The sequence below is a fragment of the Mesorhizobium waimense genome, assembly GCF_003601975.1.
Lineage (GTDB): Bacteria > Pseudomonadota > Alphaproteobacteria > Rhizobiales > Rhizobiaceae > Mesorhizobium > Mesorhizobium waimense.
The window spans coordinates 1-15,313 of record NZ_QZWZ01000078.1 but is presented as its reverse complement, the minus strand read 5'-3'; the positions used below and the strand labels follow the sequence as shown (position 1 = coordinate 15,313).

The following is a 15,313-nucleotide window of genomic DNA, read 5'->3' as shown; positions in this document are numbered from 1 at the left end:
GGCCTGCAGCGGCGGGTGAAGGTCCGGGAGAGAGGCTCCCGGCGTCCGCCGCGGAGCAGCAACCATGACACAAATGGAATTTCACACGCCCGTCCGTAACGCGCGTGCCGGTTACAAGGTCGACGTCAGCCGCGGCCAGCGTATCGGTCGCGTGTCGTCGGAGTGGTTCAATCGGCCGGCCGACGAGCGCTACCTTTCTCTCACCGATCTCCATAATTCGGTGAAATGGCGAACCGAACGCATCAAGACCCGCCTCGTCGAAAGCGAACTGATCCGCGTCGACGCCAGCCGCGACGATCGGGAGCGCCTGTGGCTAATGCTGCCCGATGCGCATGCCCCTATCGCCCCGACGCATTGGAGTTTTGGCCAACTTGCAAGCCTGGTCGGCGCGCCGGCCACCTATCTGCGCCAGCTTCCAGCGCCGCTGGCTGGCATCAATCTGCAGCACGGCCTGCTGTCCCATCGCGAGCTTGTGAAAACCTTGGAGGCAAAAGACGGGCGCATCGAGCTTCGCGCCGTCACCGGCCCGGATTATGGCATATGGGACCATGAGCTTGTCGCAGCGGTCATGAAGATCGCAGGCAACGGCACCGGCGACACCATGTGGAAGGTGCCTGGCTTAGGTCATTTTGCAACTGTATTCTTGAGCGCTGACACCTCCTGCGCAGGGAGGGCCTGATCATGGCGGCTCAGGATCGGGCAGACGTGTACACCCGCGTCACGGCGGAGATCATCGCCGCAATTGAGCAAGGTGCAGGCGAATGGCGCGCGCCTTGGTTCCACAACGGGACGAGCGCTACGCGCCCAACCAATATATCGTCTGGCAAAAGCTACCGCGGCATCAATACGGTAGCACTTTGGGTCGCAGCCATGGCCTCCGGTTACGGCGATGGTCTATGGGGCACCTACCGTCAATGGCAGGACGCTGGCGCGCAGGTACGCAAGGGTGAGCGTTCGACCACTGTCGTGCTGTGGAAGCAGATCGCGTTCTCCGAGCCGGCTGGGCACGATGGCGACGATGACGAAGGTGGCCACCGGCGAATGTTCGCCCGGGCATTTTCGGTGTTCAATGTCGCTCAGGTGGACGGATACGAGCGCCCGCCGACGGACACGCTGCCTGGAGAACGAGCGTCTCGCGCACGCGGAGGCGTTTATCGCCAACCTCGGCATCAAGACGGTGTTCGGCGGATCGGAAGCTTACTATCTTCCGTCTTCGGACACGGTATTCATGCCGGACTTCGCTTCCTTCCGCGATGCTGCGTCGTTCTATGGCATCATGCTGCATGAATGCGGCCACGCCTCGGGTGCGAAGCACCGGCTAGACCGCGATCTTTCTGGCAGGTTCGGCTCGGCCGCCTATGCCGCGGAAGAATGCTGCGTGGAGATTCTCAGCGGACTTGTCCTTGCAGATCAAGGGATTGCCCATCATCCGCGCCCAGATCACGCAGCGTATCTTGCCTCGTGGCTGAAGAAATTGAATGGCGATCCCCACGCCATCTTCACTGCCGCGAGCAAGGCGCAGCAGGCCGCCGACTGGATGCACGCGCAGCAGCCCGCACTCGCTGAAGCCTGTCAGACATCATTCGCGATCATCAATGAGCCGGATGCGGGCCAGCCTGCTTCTCCTGTTGTCGCTGGCGCGTTATAACAGGGCGCGGACCTGAATATGCTGGGCGATCAGGTTCTCCCGCTCCGCCGCTCCCGCTCCACGTCGATCTGCCGGGAGCGGGGCCTCTCAAGTCGGGACAGCTTTGCGGTTCGGCCACCTTCCACAACTGGGCGAGTACTCGCGCCGAGCTCGCCCTGATCAGCGTCTGGCCCAGGGAGCCGACCCGCGCAGTAACATGGCAAATCCGACTATACCGCAGCCATTGCCGGCGGCACCCGCGACCGTGGGCGGCCATCTCACGATAGGCCGCGGCGGCTTCACCTTGCACTATCGAGCCGGAGCAAAACTCTCCGGTTATGGCCGCGAGGATATCAAGGCCCAGTGCATCGCGGCGGGCCTTCCAGTCATCGACAGCCGCCAGGTCGATTTCGATGCCGTACTCAAGTTGACCCTTCGCGGCCCAATGGTCGCCGTCAGGCGCGAGCCCGAACCCGCGTCCTGCCACGGCCTCTCCTATGCGCCGCTGCATGCCGTCGCAACTGCCTGGGCGGCGGCCGGCGCCGAGGTCTGGAACATAGCCGGCTTCGACACCGTGCCGGTCGACGAGGGAAGGGGCAGGACATGAGCGGCCGGCCTCTTCTCAAGCTCTACACCACCATGGCTGAATTCGAGGATCTGTCCGGCACGAGCGAACGCGCAGCACGAGCAAGACCGTCACCGTCGACTGGCAGGCGGTGATATCCTGATGGACCATGCCAACATGCTGCAGGCTCTCAGCCGGCTCGGTCGTGTCGGGATCTGCGAGCCGGATTCATAGTGTCGTCAGCCCGGAAGGGAGAAGCGTTCCACCCGGACGATACGATCTGCGTCCACTGTAATCTCCAGCACCTCATTCCAAGCTTCCTCGCCGCTGAGCTCGGAAAGAGTAAGCAGGAAGAGCCGTGTCTGCAGGTTGAGGCTCATCAGACCGGGAGCCGTGTTGAAGGCCACCAGCCCGACATGCATTTCCTCGCGGCCGTAGAGGCCGCGAAAGTCCGTCGTATTGTGCGTGACCAGGATGTACCCGTCGTCGACGGCGCGGCGCGTCACCACATGATCCTTCGCGCCGGCCAGGCCCAGCCAGCGAACGTGGTTCGACTCGGTAAATCCTCGTTCCCGCGCGAGTTTTGCCAGCTCGGGGCTCAGGCATTCGTCGATCAGGAACTTCACGAAGCAGCCGGCAGATCGTCGAGACCGATCGTGCGTGACGACTTCGCCGGAACGGCACGCCAGGCCGGCTTTGCGGGCGGACGACCGCGGCGGGGATAGGCGAGCGCGTAGTCGGCCGCGAGCCATATCCGGTCGAGGGTCAGCTGCGGATAGGCGGCATGGATCGCCTCGGCCGCGTCGCCGTTGGCGAGCATCTCGGCGACATCATGGACGAGGATGCGCGTTCCCGCAAAGACCGGCTGGCCGCCGAGGACATTTGGATCTCGCACCACCATCGCCTTCGCCTTCCTCAACCGCCCGAGGCCGCTCTTCACCTCGGCGGTAATAGGCTTCAGGTCGACCCTGAGCGGATCGTCCGCGACCATGGTCACAGCCTCGGCCGCGATCGCATTCTTCACGATCCGCCGCCGCGCCGCCGGCGTCAGCGTCTGAGACGTCAGCCAGGCGAGTCGAAGCCCGACAAGACCCGATCCAACGATGACGCGACTGCCGCGCCGCGTCTCGACGCGACCGCGCAGCAATCCGGCATCGATGATGCGGTGCACCTGCTTGAGCGGCACACGCGTCACCGACGCCGCTTCATTGGCAGTGAGCACCTCGCGGCTGAATCCCGACATGACACGATAATCCTTCCACATCCATGGAAGATATATAGCGCCTTTGCCACCCGCAGTCCAGCACACTGCGGCGACAGGCGTTCGGCGCTGGCGCGAGGCCATAAAAGGCAGAGGGGGGAGGGGAGGTTTCGTGACGGGCTTGGAGGTTCGGGGAGTGGCCCCGGGCCGTCCGTCATGGAGACCCTGACCATGGCAAAGGCCATTCAGAAGATCGCAATGAACGCCGCCGAGAACATCCCCTACGACAGACTGATGTTGTCGCAGAAGAATGTCCGACGCATCAAGGACGGCGTCACCATCGAACAACTCGCCGAGGACATCGGCCGGCGCAAGCTCCTGCAGAGCCTGAACGTCCGTCCCGTGCTTGACGGCGATGGCGAGGAGACCGGCACGTTCGAGGTGCCCGCCGGCGGCCGGCGTTATCTCGCGCTCGGCATCCTCATCAAGCAGAAGCGCCTGGCGAAGAACGAGCCGATCCCCTGCATCGTCAACCGCAGGCAAGAGACCTCGGCCGAAGAGGATTCGATTGCCGAAAACCTGCGGCGCGCCGACCTTCATCCGCTCGACCAGTTCCGGGCCTTCAAGACGCTGAGCGATCAGGGGCTCGATCCGGACGAGATCGGCGCCCGCTTCTTCGTGTCGCCGGCGACGGTGAGGCAGCGCCTGCGGCTGGCATCGGTGTCACTGAGGCTTCTCGATCTCTACGAGAAGGACGAAATCCGGCTCGAGCAGGTCATGGCGTTCTCGATCTCGGACGACCACGCGCGCCAGGAGCAGATCTGGGAGCGGATATCCAACTCGCACACGCAGGAACCCTACTACATCAGGCGCCTGCTGACCGAGACGACGGTACGCGCAGACGATCGCCGGGCCGTCTATGTCGGCGCGGAAGCCTATGAGGCGGCCGGCGGCGTTGTCCTGCGCGACCTGTTCGAGCAGGATTCCGGCGGCTGGTTCCAGGATGCAGCACTGCTCGAGCAGCTGGTCTTCGACAAGCTAAAGGTGGATGCCGAGGCGATCCGTGCGGAAGGCTGGAAATGGGTCGAGGCGGCGATCAGCTTTCCTATGGCCACACCTCCGGCATGCGGCGCATCTACGCCGAGGCCCAGGAGCTCAGCGCCGAGGAGATCAAACGCTACGACGCGCTGAAGGCCGAACACGACAAGCTCGATGCGGACTATGCCGCGGCCGAGGATGCCGACGAGGCAATCGAGGCGAAGCTCGACCAGCTGGGCGCCGAGCTCGATGCGATCGATGACCGTCCTCAAAGCTACGACCCCGCCCAGAAGGGCATTGCCGGGGTGTTCGTGACGCTTGCCGCGCACGGCAAGCTCCAGGTCGAGGCCGGTTTCGTGCGCGCCGAGGACGAGCCCCGGCCCGAGACCGGCGGTGGCGATGAGCGCGAGGAAGGGGACGCCGAGGGCGAAGCCCGGTCTAGCGGCGACGACGATGGCGATGGCGTTGTCGTCAACGGCAAGCCGGTGGATGACAGCTCTGGCGACGACGGCGAGGACGACGGCATCAAGCCGCTGCCCGATCGGCTCGTCTTCGACCTGACCGCACAGCGGACGCTGGCGCTGCGCAATGCGCTCGCCGGCGACGTCGATATCGCCTTCGTCGCGGCACTCCATGCCTTCGTCCTGCAGGTCTTCTATCGCTTCGCGCCGGATAGCTGCCTTGAGATCAGCCTGAAGAGCGGCAGCTTCAGCCAGGTCGACGGGCTTGCCGAGACGTCCTGGGCGAAGGAAATCGACGAGCGGCACGAAGCCTGGGACCGTGAGCTGCCCGATGAGACGGACGGCTTGTGGGACTTCCTTCTCGGCCTCGACGAGGCAAGCCGCAAGGCGCTGTTCGCCCACTGCGTCTCGCTGACCCTCAATGCGGTGGTCGAACCGTGGAACAGGCGGCCGCGGGCGCTCGAGCATGCCGACGTGCTGGCCTACTCACTTCAGTTCGATATGGTCGACGCCGGCTGGACGCCCACGGTCGAGTTCCTCGGGCGTCTCACCAAGGCGCGGATTCTGCAGGCTGTCCGCGAAGCCCGTGGCGAAGACTCCGCGCAGCTGATCGACCACATGAAGAAGGAGATCATGGCCCGTGAGGCCGCCCGACTTCTCGAGGGATCGAACTGGCTGCCAGAGCCGTTGCGTCGTTCCGATTGCGGCGCCTCCGATCTCGTCGATCAGGTGACGGATAGCGAGGTGCTCGGCACCGAGGAACTCGATGAGGCGGCGGATGACCTGCCGGCGTTCCTCGAGGCCGACGCGGAATCCTCGACCGGCGATCCCGCTTCCGATGGCGGCGACGCGAGCGAACAGCTCGAGGCTGCTGAGTAGGCAGCGCCATTGATCCACATTTGGGCCCGGCAATGACGCCGGGCCCCGTTCCTGTTTCAGCACGTTTATCAGCCTGGGATCGCGGCAGCGATGCCCGGGCACTTTCGCATCATGGAGATCGATATGTTCCAGTGGGACAAGAGCTGCTCCTACGACGAGCAGCAAAAGAGACGCTTTCATACTACGGTCCGTTCAAGGCTGAAGAAGCTCGCCGCCGAACTCGACCTGCCGTCCGGCAGCTACGACCTCCGGTCCAACAGGGCTGGGGTAGCTGTCTAACCTTGCATCACGCGTGCGCCTACATCCAGTTCGGGCTTTCGTCCGGCCACGGCATTCTGATCCGGACTTGTAAGGGCCGCAAGGACTACAGCGGCGGCCCGAACCACTTCGTCGCGCTCGCCATGCTCGACGATATTCCCGCCCTTGCGGCCGCCGTCCGCGCCATCACCGGCGTAAGCCGTCGCGATTCGAACGCGTCCCAATTCCGCGCCGCCTGATCGGCCGCAGACCCTTTTGCGCCGACAACCCAGGGCACCGCCGACGCGAAATCCCTGACGGTGCTTTTCCCATGTCAGATCGAGGCAAAGAGCGATGACCCGTCTCGAAACCCGCAAGTTCGCCGTCATCTAAACGACGCCCTCCCGCCAATCGTCCCCCGCTGCCGGCTCGGTTCGCCGACGTCCAGCCCCACTTCGACACTCCCTTCAAAACCGCCGATCTCCACTGCCCGCGACATGCCGCGCGAGCGGCTGGCGCGGCCATTCCGAAAGCAAAGCCATGTCACACCGTTCGGCTTTCCGCAAAGTCCACAACGGGATCGCCAGCCGCGAGCAGATGTTTCAGCTGTTCAACAGGCACCGTGGCACCCCCGGCATCGATCCTTCATCCGGCACCCCCTACGAGGGTGAGTGGTTTGAGGTGGAAGCGTCAGCATACCATTTCATGCTCGGCCTCCTGCCGCCGCTGTTTCGGCGGACGGGCATGTTCGGCATGTCCGAATACAAGGCCGGCTACGTCACCAGCGTCTTCTTCGCGATCAGGATCCGCGGCCGCGAACGCTGGTTCCACGGTTTCTGTAACCTTTCCGACAAGCACAGCCCGGACGCCATGCGGGCAGCCATCATCGCCCGCGAGACGGGCGCGACCGACAGCATGACCCGAGAGGAAAAGCTCGAGGCGATCTGGAACACGACCCATCCCGACTTCAAGGGAATTGCCGGCGAAATCAATCCCGACGCCTGGCCCGTCGAGCACCACGGCAAGCGTGCAGTGCTGGTCGATGGCGGCCGCGACGGCACAATCCTGAAACGGCTCGAGGACCTGTCAGACGATGAGATCGACAGCCGCATGTCGGCGATACGCGCACACGCCAAGAGGAGAAGGGGCAACGATGCGGACCCCTCCTAAGCAGCCGCCACTGGCGAACGAGCGCATCTATGAAGCGCATTCGACCTCGGCCACGCCGGACCTGCGCCGTCGACAATTGCTTGGCGAGGTCCGCCCCCGCCTCGCGGCCAATCTCCAGCGCTACCTCAGCTTTCCATCGAAGCCGCGGCCGAATGGCCTGCCGATGTTCCCGCGCGCAAGCTGGCCGGTGCCGCTCGGCAAAGTCGCGCCCGCGGGAAGGCCGGGTTCGATGCATCGTTCAACCAGCCGCACGAGACAGAAGCCATTGCCAAACGAGACGCCAGCGTGCCATCCTCACGAGTATTAATCGGTTGAAAACGACACTTGCCCTCCCGCGGGCTCTTTCGATAAAAGCTCTGCCCGAGAGACAGCGATCTATCGGCAAATCGTTTCTCACCAGGAAAGGCATATGAAGCGGCAGACCCGACCATTCATCGTAGAGGTTAAACAGAAGCGCGGCGTTCAAAAAGCGGGTCGTTCCATTTGGGGCGATGTTGACCTGTCCGCTGTGGCGGCAAAGGTGGCCAGGGATGCAGAGGTAGTAGTTCTGCCAAATCCTCGGCCTGTTGACACAGTGGCCGGTCCTATTGATGCAGAAGATGAATGCAATCAGCAAGTGGAGCAATACATGACCGATCCTCAGGAAGCCGAATCACCACAAAGTATGGCGGAAGCATCTGCCACGCTGAACCCGCTCGAGACGAAAAAGAAAACCTCACGGCCGAGAAAGACAAAGGCCGCGCCCAATAAGCCTGCGCGAACGAATGGCGCCAAGCCCGCTTTGAAGGCAGCCGAGGTCCCAGCTATAGCAGTTCGGACCGGACGAAAGGTCCACACCCAAATGGAACGCTCGCAGAAGCTTACGCAAATCGAGAAGTCGGTCGCCGGCGGCGCCACCATGAGAAGTGCCGTCGGTCAGGCTGGTATATCCGAACAGACCTATTATCTCTGGAAGAAGGCCGCAGCGCCTGCCCAGGATAGGGGCGATCTCAAGGATCTGCTCGCGCTCGAGGAAGAGAACGAGCGACTGAAAGGCATGCTTGCCGAACATCTGCGCAAGGAGAATGCCGAGCTGAAGAAGAGATTAGGCCTCGTCTAAGATCATCTGAAACCTCCAACAACGGGTCGGCGCAACGGTCGAAGTGGCAGTGACGGCATATCGGCATCGCCGACCCACCAGGTCCACGCGCCATCCTCCGGCCGGTTCACGATCATATCCTGCGGCGTATCCTCGAACACTTCGTCCGCTCCAGCCCGGGGGGACAAGGAGATCGATCGGCTGGCCGGGTTGCAGGTCGTAGCGCAATCCCTTCACGCTGTTGTCGCGAAGCCGGCCGAGCGCACCGACGAACCCTTTTCAGGGCCGTCTCGGAAGGAATCCAGTTCTCGGACACGACCATCAACGTGATCTCTCCGACAATTTGCGAGCCGGCCGGATTCGGATCTGCTCTCCACAGCAACAACAATTCTCTCTGGAAGCCTGCGGCTCTCGGCACAGGCATAGTGGACGCTGCCTGCGGGCATAGGCGTTCGCCAGTGCAGACTGCAGGTCAGGCGCTCCCTCTTCAAAGACCTCCCTTCCAATCCTGAACCGTCGCATCACCTGCGCGGCTTCGCCGCCATCTCCCTGTCTGCGCATTGACCCATGGCCTTGCGCGCTGCGCAAGCCGTTTGGTGATCGCGCCAGAGGCAGACCGGGGCCGGGGGAAGATCGGCCCGGCCGGTGCGGAGAGCGTGCCGGCGCGGTGGCCACTCCCTCTCGCCAAGGACATCTCCATGAACATCGTCACAACCACATCGGCTGTCGCCCGGACGGCCGCTCCCCTCGGTACGCCGGCACCCGTCGCCTTCGGCAACGGCCAGGCGATCTATCAGGCGGCGACGCAGATTTTACCTTTTCTGAGCAGGGCAAGCCTGTCACCACCGCTTTCCTGCGTACCGCCATGACCGAAGGTTTCGGCGGCACCGATGCAGCGGCTTGAGGGGCCGCGATCATGACCGGCTCGGCTTCCGATCTGGCATACCGCCTTGGCGATCATGCCGAGGCGGTGTGCCGCGAATATCTTTCCAACGGTCATCGCTCGGGCAATCACTGGATCGTCGGCGATGTCCGCAACACGCGCGGCCGCTCCATGCACGTCCGCCTGAAAGCCAATGCGAAAGGACCAGCAGGCAAATGGGTCGATGAGCAAAGCGGCGAACATGGCGACCTGCTCGACGTGATCGAGTGAGCTGCAACCTTACGGACTTCCGCGAGGTCGCGGACGAGGCGCGTCGCTTCCTCGCCATGCCGCGGTCCCCACTGCAGTCTCAGACCCTTCGAGCGCAGCGCCAACCTGCCGCGGCACGCGGTTCGCCCGACGCCGCGCGTCGCCTGTTCGCCATGTCGCAGCCGATCGCCGGCACCCTCGCCGAGCGTTACATTGCCGGCCGCGGCATTCTGCTTTCCACGCGCGAGCGCGCCCTGCGCTTCCATCCCGCCTGCTATTACCGGGATCTCGTGACGGGCGAGATGCAGACGCTTCCCGCGCTGATCGCGGCCGTCAGCGGCCTCGATGGTGGCATCACCGGCCTGCAACGTACCTGGCTTGATCCTGCAGGCAACGGCAAGGCGCATCTCGTCGATCCCCGTCGCTCGCTGGGCCACCTTCTGGGCAACGGCATCTGGCTTGGCTTCCAGCCCGGTACGCCTATCCCGGTCATGGCTGCCGGCGAGGGCTTCGAGACGATGGCCTCGCTCCGGACGGTGATGCCGGCGCTGCCGGTGGCAGCCGCCACCTCGGCCAACCACCTCGCCGGCCTGATCTTCCCGCCCGGCTGTACCCGCCTCTACATCGCGGCCGATGCGGACGCCGCCGGCCGGCAGGGCATCGAGCGTCTCAGCCAGCGAGCAGGCGAGGCCGGGATCCTCGCCCTGGTGCTGCGGCCGCGGCTCGGCGATTTCAACGACGATCTCCGGCAGCTCGGCCCGGCCCGCCTCGTGGCTTGGCTGCGGGGCCAGCTCACCCCCGATGATGCCCGTCTCTTTCTGCCGTCCGGATGAGCGGCCCAAGCCGGAAAGTTGTCCGGCAGGCGGGCAGGGGCGGCGTCAACGGAAGGTTGCAGGCATGGGGCGGCGGTCCGCCGGAGGGGCCGCGCCCGCGGCCTGCCTGAGAGGCGACCCCTGCCACCCCCCGGTCACGGCCGCAACGGCTGCGCCGTCCTCCGCTTGCGCTTCGGCCTTCGGTGCGGCCGCGCCCGGGGCGCGGCGGGGATGCGCTGTCAGGCCGCGATCGGCGCGGCCACGACCGACGGAGACACGCCATGACCTACGAGCTTCCTTTCGACGACGCCTACGAGCCCTATCACGCCTCCTCACCGACTGACCGCGTCATCCTCGAACTCCAGATGTACGGCCATCGTCCGCATCAGGACGAGCCGGACCCGCGCCCGCTGCCCGACGACGAGGTGATCCGGGCCGGCCTCGCCGGGATCGTCGAGACCTTCGCCGGCATGCTCGGCGACACCAGGCTCGAACCCGATCTCGACGACCTGCTCTGGTCTTTTACCAACGTCTTCCATCGCGCCGCCGAACGCGTCGCCCGCAGCCTCGACCGCAACGAGGATGCGCAGCGTTCGAGCCAGAGCGAACAGGACGGCTCGGAGGTGAAGTCCGTCGAGTTGGAACGGCTCACGGGCGAAGGCATCACCTACATCGAGCGTCGCAACGTGCTGGAAATCATGCGCGACGAAGCCGCCGACCTCTACGAGGCGCAGACCGGATCGGCATGGCGGCCGCGCACCGGATCCAAGGTCTCCCATCAGGCGATGACAGCGGCGGTGATCGACTCCAGAGACTTCCTCGCTGCCCGCCGCCTCGCTGAAACCGAGGTGCTCGTCCCGGCCGGCACCAAGATCGCCTTCGCCGGCGGCCTCGACTGCAACGATCACGACCGGATCTGGGACGCGCTCGACAAGGCCCGTGAGAAGCATCCAGACATGGTCCTGCTCCCCACGGTGGCAGCCCGCGCGGGGCCGAACGGATCGCCGCCTGCTGGGCAGAGAACCGCAAGGTCACCCAGATCGCCTTCAAGCCGGACTGGAACCGTCACGCCAAGGCCGCTCCGTTCCGCCGCAACGATCAGCTGCTCTCGGTCATGCCCTACGGCATGATCGTCTTCCCCGGATCCGGCATCACACAGAACCTCGCCGACAAGGCCCGTCGGCTTGGCATCCCCGTCTGGCGGTTCGCGGAGGGCGGCGCGTGAAGCGCCGCCTTCCTTGCGTCCGCGCTCGGGACTCGCTTCCATCCCCACGTCGACGAATCCGAGCGCTCGCGGTCGGATTCGTCGCGTGCACCTGTCCGAACCAGTCGCACAGCGCTGCTCAAAGCGACCAATGGCATGGGGCACGTGGCGGCGGTGTATCGCAGTGCGCGTTGTCGTCACCTACAGCGCGCCATGACCATCAAAGCCCCGAGGAAGAAGACACCCGTCTCGATGCAGTTCCGCGACGACGATCTCACCACCATCGACCGCGGCGCGCAACTGCTCGGCCTGTCGCGCACCGAGTTCATGCGCCGCGCCGCGCCGCATGAAGCCCAGACTGCGATCCCTGAACGGAACCGCTTCAGTACATTATTGGGACACAGAAATGCGGTAGGATCTAGCGGCGAAGGTTTTCAACGTTGAGCTCGCGCCACAGCCAGCCGAAGTCGTAGGTTGCCATCGGGTCTTGCGGATTTTGGGAGCTTGCGGACCGGTATTCGAGATATTTGAGCCATTCGACGACCTTTTCCCGGCCTTTCTTCGTCCGTATGGCTGCCCGTGGCGCGATGTCTCCGAGCATGCGGACCGGCTCGTCGAGGACTTCGCGATATTGTTTGTCGAGCATGGCGTGGACGAGCGGCGTCGCGACCTCGAGTGGAATCTCGTCGGACGATGTCTCTCGCCCCTTTCGGGAGGCCTTCATCTGCTCGATGGTCTGGATTGTCGTCAGCGGCGCGCGCACCATCTGGCCGAGCACGTTCTCCAGAAGGGTGGTTCCTTTGGCGGCACGCGCGGCGGAATTGGCCGAAAGGACCAGCAAGCGGCCCTTCAGCTCGAGATCGCCGAGCACCGGCGTGCCGTCTTCCATCGTGACACCTGCCGCAATGGCATTCGGCGCACGGGCTTTCATTCGGTGGCTTTGTGGCCGCTGGCCCAGCAAGTTCCAGAATTGCGCATTCTCCTGGCGTAGATTCGGAACCCCTTCGAGCCGAGCGGCGATGTCTTTCTGCGTTGTTCCGGTTGCAAGCGGAAAGCGCACCTCGTGAAAGACGATTTCATCGCCGTCACTGTTGTGGACGAACGGCTGCGTTTCTCCGAAGGCCTTGGGAAGGTTATCGAACAGGAAGGCGTGGGTGAACAGGGGAGCGGCCACGCGCAGCATGTCGTCGTCGAGTGATGGTTTGGCTTTCGAACGGTGCCGCTTGCCGGGCAGTACCTTCAGCCCCTCCAGCAACGCATCCGAAGCTTCCAGCGAGAAAGGCAGCAGGCCGCCGGCAATAATGTGTTTGCCTCCGATCGTCACGATCCGCGCGGCGATCCGCACCCATCGTTTCAGGGTCTGGGTGGCCGTCCCTTCGCTGATCAGGATGGGTTCGCCGCCGCGGATCAGATCGCGTGCGAGAAAGGATTTTCCGGGAACGATCTCGCTGACCTCGTAAAGGCTCATGACGGAAACGCTGAGCGCCTTCATGTAGGCCTTGGCTTGGGCGCTCTCCTTCCAGCCACGGCGTTTGAGATAGGCATCGACAAAGGTTTGCCCGTCGGGTTCGAAGACCTGCGTGAGGAAGTCCTCGAAGACGCATCCCCACAAAGTCATGCTCCAGTGATCGCCAAGTGCTTCGCCGATCTCCTCACGGTCGAGATCGAATTCATCCATGACGGACCAGAAATGGTCGCCCATCACCTCCTCGAAATGAAACGTCCAGTCATCGCGGCTGAGGAACTTGACGAGGCCTGACAGGTCACGGCTGGCTTTCATGGGTTCTCCTTGTCTGGCGGTAGGCGGCGACGCTGCGCGAGACGGTCGGCTCGCTGATATTATAGAGCCTGGCCATTTCGGCACCGGACTTGCGGCCCGACAAGACGCTTTCGGCGATTTCCAGTCGTTTCTTTGCATCGAGCTTCCTGCGGCGGCCGCCGAGTCGCCCTCGGACCTGGCTTGGGCGAGCCCGGCGGAGGTGCATTCGCGGATCATGGCGCGCTCGAATTCAGCGAAGGAACCGACCATCTGCATCATCATTCGCCCCGCTGGCGTCGGCGTGTCGATCGCCTCTTTCAGCGAACGGAACCCGGCGCCATTGGCCTCGATCGAAGCCGTCATCCGCACTCCCATGACGCCTTCATGCAGGCAATCCCGGCATCGGCCGCGGCTCCGTCGCCCAAGGGGCCGAGCGGCTGCGCAGGGGAAGCGCCGCGGGAACGATAGGTGGCGCTTTCAGGTATCGGACTGCTGGACGATTCGCACCGGCTCGGCGCATTCGACTGCGGCAAAACCGGCGCTCGATGCCTGGCTGAACGGTTTTGCGCTGCCAATCAGGCCCGCGGCTTCACACGTGCTCTGGTCGTTCACGACGATGGAGGCGTGGTCGGCTACTATGGACTCGCGTCGAGTGTGATCCAGCCGATCAGGGCGCGCGATCCGCGCCGGGCGACCACCAGATCCGATCGCCTGCCTCCTGATCGGACAACTCGTCGGCGATCGCCGCCATCTCGGTAGCGGGTTGGTCCTCGGCAGTTCGTCTCTCGGCGGCCCATCCGATCCGGGCGCGCCGGCCTGCGGCCGGCCGGGCTTTAGTCGCGGCGTCCGCCGCTCCCCGAGCCGGCTTCGCCGTCTCGGCCTTCGGTGACGATCCCTCGCGCAGGGCCAGAGGGAGAGGGCGGCCGGCGCGGGGGCGGGGGACGCTGGAGAGAAGGGAAGTCACGATGTCGATGATATTCATAGGGGGATCAAGCGAGATATTCGAACTGCCGAGCCATCACTCGCATCGGCGCAATCGTTGCTGCCGAGCACGGCGTGCTGATTGGCGACGCGTCGGGAGCCGATGCCGAGGCGCAGGGCCTGCTCGCAGGCTACAGGTACGAGCATGTCGGCGTCTTCCATGCCGGCAAGGAACCCCGCAATAATCTGGGCGACTGGGCCGCCTACCATGTTCCTTCTCCTGACGATGCCACAGGATACTGGGTCCACGCCGCCAAAGACCGGGAGATGGCGCGGCGCGCTGACTTTGGCATGATGGTCTGGGACGGCGCATCACCCGGCACGGCCGTCAATGTGCTTCGGCTCGCCATGGCGAACAAGCCGTGCGTCATTTATGACTGGCCAGGGGCAGCATGGCGACCACGTACAATGTGGAAGACTGGTGCGCCATGCTCCGCCATGCCGGTCCCGACATTCGCCGCCAAGCCGAAGCCCACATGACGCCGGACGAGCGTCTGGCGCTGCCAGGATGATATGGGCGCGGTCCGCAGACAGCCCGGCGGGTCCGATCTGACATGTTTGATCCGGCTCCGAGCTAACTCCACTTGTTTGAGCGGCCGGAGCCGACCCCTTGCGAGACCGGCCCACGCGCAGAGCCGCAGGGCGTTGTGCACGATGATTATCTTGCCCGTCTTGCATCTGAAGCGGGTGCGAGCGTGGCGAACATCCTTGTTTGCGCGGTCATCCATCGTGGCTTCGAGGCATTGCTACCGAGGGCCGTGAAGTTCGCTGCCAGTCGGCTCCGATCTCGAAAACGCTGTGCCGCCATCCCGACCAGAAAGGCGGTTCACGCGCCATGCTGCTGTTCGAGGTATTGACGACGCATGCGACATGACCCGGGAGGTGCGCGGCAAGCATCCCGACGATCCGGCACCTTTGCGTGGGCGGCCAAGCGATGGCGGCCAGAGTTCTGGTCCATCTGCCGCATCTCAGCGCCCGTTCGCAGGCGTTGTTCGTCGCGTCGACCATTCCTGGCCTTTGGGCAAAGGTCAAAAGTTGATCGCGAGCTCGCCTGAACTTGTTTTGGATGTCGCGGGCCAGATCGCACGACGTTGTGGTGGCGAAGATATCGTCCAGACTTCGCTCCAGGGCGCGACGCTTGCCGGCGATGGTCGAGGCGGCGAAGGTTT

The 15,313-nt window shown here is 64.2% G+C and carries 14 protein-coding genes and 7 pseudogenes; 13 read left to right on the top strand and 8 right to left on the bottom strand.

Translation table 11 applies throughout. The features are described from left to right. Positions 1 to 64: 64 nt before the first annotated feature. The 3 genes and pseudogenes from D3227_RS38020 to D3227_RS38010 all read left to right on the top strand — a co-directional run. Positions 65 to 637: pseudogene (locus D3227_RS38020) on the top strand (hypothetical protein); the annotation flags it as partial. Between the two features lie 44 nt (positions 638 to 681). Next, a pseudogene (locus tag D3227_RS38015) lies at positions 682 to 1,648 on the top strand (ArdC family protein). Positions 1,649 to 1,844: 196 nt separating this feature from the next. Beyond that, the gene (locus tag D3227_RS38010; protein ID WP_120019186.1) at positions 1,845 to 2,234 is read left to right on the top strand and encodes a hypothetical protein; all 390 of its coding nucleotides are present in this window, start codon (positions 1,845 to 1,847) and stop codon (positions 2,232 to 2,234) included. 197 nt (positions 2,235 to 2,431) lie between these two features. On the opposite strand, the gene D3227_RS38005 is transcribed toward D3227_RS38010, so the two are convergent. Together D3227_RS38005 and D3227_RS42410 are read right to left on the bottom strand one after the other, a co-directional pair. After that, positions 2,432 to 2,818: a DUF5615 family PIN-like protein gene (locus D3227_RS38005; RefSeq protein ID WP_120019185.1), complete on the bottom strand. Its 387-nt coding sequence runs from the start codon at positions 2,816 to 2,818 to the stop codon at positions 2,432 to 2,434. After that, entirely contained in the window at positions 2,815 to 3,435 is a 621-nt protein-coding gene (locus tag D3227_RS42410) for a DUF433 domain-containing protein (protein ID WP_208646577.1), read from the bottom strand. Before D3227_RS42410 ends, D3227_RS38005 begins: the two co-directional genes overlap by 4 nt. 189 nt (positions 3,436 to 3,624) lie before the next feature. Between D3227_RS42410 and D3227_RS37995 the strand changes: the two are divergent. The 5 genes and pseudogenes from D3227_RS37995 to D3227_RS37975 all read left to right on the top strand — a co-directional run bounded on the left by D3227_RS37995 (position 3,625) and on the right by D3227_RS37975 (position 8,277). Continuing rightward, positions 3,625 to 5,771: pseudogene (locus tag D3227_RS37995) on the top strand (ParB/RepB/Spo0J family partition protein). A gap of 90 nt (positions 5,772 to 5,861) precedes the next feature. Further along, positions 5,862 to 6,050, top strand: a complete 189-nt coding sequence (locus D3227_RS43450; protein WP_245452120.1) for a hypothetical protein — start codon at positions 5,862 to 5,864, stop codon at positions 6,048 to 6,050. 2 nt (positions 6,051 to 6,052) lie between these two features. Beyond that, a complete protein-coding gene (locus tag D3227_RS43445) occupies positions 6,053 to 6,268 on the top strand; it encodes a hypothetical protein (protein ID WP_245452119.1) in 216 nt (71 codons plus the stop codon). Positions 6,269 to 6,548: 280 nt separating this feature from the next. Beyond that, the gene (locus tag D3227_RS37985; RefSeq protein WP_120019183.1) at positions 6,549 to 7,178 is read left to right on the top strand and encodes a DUF1419 domain-containing protein; all 630 of its coding nucleotides are present in this window, start codon (positions 6,549 to 6,551) and stop codon (positions 7,176 to 7,178) included. A gap of 409 nt (positions 7,179 to 7,587) precedes the next feature. Next, complete coding sequence (locus tag D3227_RS37975; protein ID WP_245452118.1) at positions 7,588 to 8,277, top strand: transposase; 690 nt, start codon at positions 7,588 to 7,590, stop codon at positions 8,275 to 8,277. Between the two features lie 300 nt (positions 8,278 to 8,577). On the opposite strand, the gene D3227_RS44610 is transcribed toward D3227_RS37975, so the two are convergent. After that, positions 8,578 to 8,778 (bottom strand): DUF1173 family protein, encoded by a 201-nt coding sequence (locus D3227_RS44610; RefSeq protein ID WP_425374595.1) that lies wholly within the window; start codon positions 8,776 to 8,778, stop codon positions 8,578 to 8,580. 176 nt (positions 8,779 to 8,954) lie between these two features. Here D3227_RS44610 and D3227_RS42075 point away from each other — a divergent pair, with 176 nt between their 5' ends. The 4 genes and pseudogenes from D3227_RS42075 to D3227_RS37950 all read left to right on the top strand — a co-directional run bounded on the left by D3227_RS42075 (position 8,955) and on the right by D3227_RS37950 (position 11,848). Beyond that, the gene (locus D3227_RS42075; RefSeq protein WP_167481048.1) at positions 8,955 to 9,125 is read left to right on the top strand and encodes a hypothetical protein; all 171 of its coding nucleotides are present in this window, start codon (positions 8,955 to 8,957) and stop codon (positions 9,123 to 9,125) included. Between the two features lie 47 nt (positions 9,126 to 9,172). Beyond that, positions 9,173 to 10,221: pseudogene (locus D3227_RS37960) on the top strand (DUF7146 domain-containing protein). Positions 10,222 to 10,481: 260 nt separating this feature from the next. Beyond that, positions 10,482 to 11,425 (top strand): annotated as a pseudogene (locus D3227_RS37955) (DUF2493 domain-containing protein). A 192-nt stretch (positions 11,426 to 11,617) separates the two neighbouring features. Then, positions 11,618 to 11,848 (top strand): type II toxin-antitoxin system TacA family antitoxin, encoded by a 231-nt coding sequence (locus D3227_RS37950; protein WP_120019179.1) that lies wholly within the window; start codon positions 11,618 to 11,620, stop codon positions 11,846 to 11,848. On the opposite strand, the gene D3227_RS37945 is transcribed toward D3227_RS37950, so the two are convergent. From D3227_RS37945 to D3227_RS42070, 4 genes and pseudogenes are all read right to left on the bottom strand, one after another. After that, complete coding sequence (locus tag D3227_RS37945; RefSeq protein ID WP_120019178.1) at positions 11,823 to 13,184, bottom strand: DUF7986 domain-containing protein; 1,362 nt, start codon at positions 13,182 to 13,184, stop codon at positions 11,823 to 11,825. The genes D3227_RS37950 and D3227_RS37945 overlap by 26 nt on opposite strands. Next, the gene (locus tag D3227_RS43440; protein WP_245452121.1) at positions 13,168 to 13,389 is read right to left on the bottom strand and encodes a helix-turn-helix domain-containing protein; all 222 of its coding nucleotides are present in this window, start codon (positions 13,387 to 13,389) and stop codon (positions 13,168 to 13,170) included. The genes D3227_RS37945 and D3227_RS43440 overlap by 17 nt, the downstream gene beginning before the upstream one ends. 17 nt (positions 13,390 to 13,406) lie before the next feature. Beyond that, positions 13,407 to 13,526, bottom strand: a pseudogene (locus D3227_RS43435) (recombinase family protein); the annotation flags it as partial. 304 nt (positions 13,527 to 13,830) lie between these two features. Continuing rightward, positions 13,831 to 14,145, bottom strand: coding sequence for a hypothetical protein (locus D3227_RS42070; RefSeq protein WP_120019177.1), 315 nt, complete (start codon positions 14,143 to 14,145; stop codon positions 13,831 to 13,833). 74 nt (positions 14,146 to 14,219) lie between these two features. Here D3227_RS42070 and D3227_RS37930 point away from each other — a divergent pair, with 74 nt between their 5' ends. Continuing rightward, positions 14,220 to 14,624 carry a hypothetical protein gene (locus tag D3227_RS37930; RefSeq protein ID WP_245452117.1) on the top strand — a complete coding sequence of 135 codons (405 nt, stop codon included), beginning with the start codon at positions 14,220 to 14,222 and terminating at the stop codon, positions 14,622 to 14,624. 486 nt (positions 14,625 to 15,110) lie between these two features. Here D3227_RS37930 and D3227_RS43430 read toward each other — a convergent pair. Then, positions 15,111 to 15,313, bottom strand: a pseudogene (locus D3227_RS43430) (IS66 family transposase); the annotation flags it as partial.

Excerpts from the sequence above, each read along its gene's own strand:
- D3227_RS43440 (WP_245452121.1), bottom strand. The coding sequence starts at position 13,389 with ATGCACCTCCGCCGGGCTCGCCCAAGCCAGGTCCGAGGGCGACTCGGC.
- D3227_RS38010 (WP_120019186.1), top strand. The coding sequence starts at position 1,845 with ATGGCAAATCCGACTATACCGCAGCCATTGCCGGCGGCACCCGCGACC.
- D3227_RS37985 (WP_120019183.1), top strand. The coding sequence starts at position 6,549 with ATGTCACACCGTTCGGCTTTCCGCAAAGTCCACAACGGGATCGCCAGC.
- D3227_RS37950 (WP_120019179.1), top strand. The coding sequence starts at position 11,618 with ATGACCATCAAAGCCCCGAGGAAGAAGACACCCGTCTCGATGCAGTTC.
- D3227_RS37975 (WP_245452118.1), top strand. The coding sequence starts at position 7,588 with ATGAAGCGGCAGACCCGACCATTCATCGTAGAGGTTAAACAGAAGCGC.
- D3227_RS42075 (WP_167481048.1), top strand. The coding sequence starts at position 8,955 with ATGAACATCGTCACAACCACATCGGCTGTCGCCCGGACGGCCGCTCCC.
- D3227_RS44610 (WP_425374595.1), bottom strand. The coding sequence starts at position 8,778 with ATGCGACGGTTCAGGATTGGAAGGGAGGTCTTTGAAGAGGGAGCGCCT.
- D3227_RS37945 (WP_120019178.1), bottom strand. The coding sequence starts at position 13,184 with ATGAAAGCCAGCCGTGACCTGTCAGGCCTCGTCAAGTTCCTCAGCCGC.
- D3227_RS42070 (WP_120019177.1), bottom strand. The coding sequence starts at position 14,145 with ATGAATATCATCGACATCGTGACTTCCCTTCTCTCCAGCGTCCCCCGC.
- D3227_RS43450 (WP_245452120.1), top strand. The coding sequence starts at position 5,862 with ATGCCCGGGCACTTTCGCATCATGGAGATCGATATGTTCCAGTGGGAC.
- D3227_RS42410 (WP_208646577.1), bottom strand. The coding sequence starts at position 3,435 with ATGTCGGGATTCAGCCGCGAGGTGCTCACTGCCAATGAAGCGGCGTCG.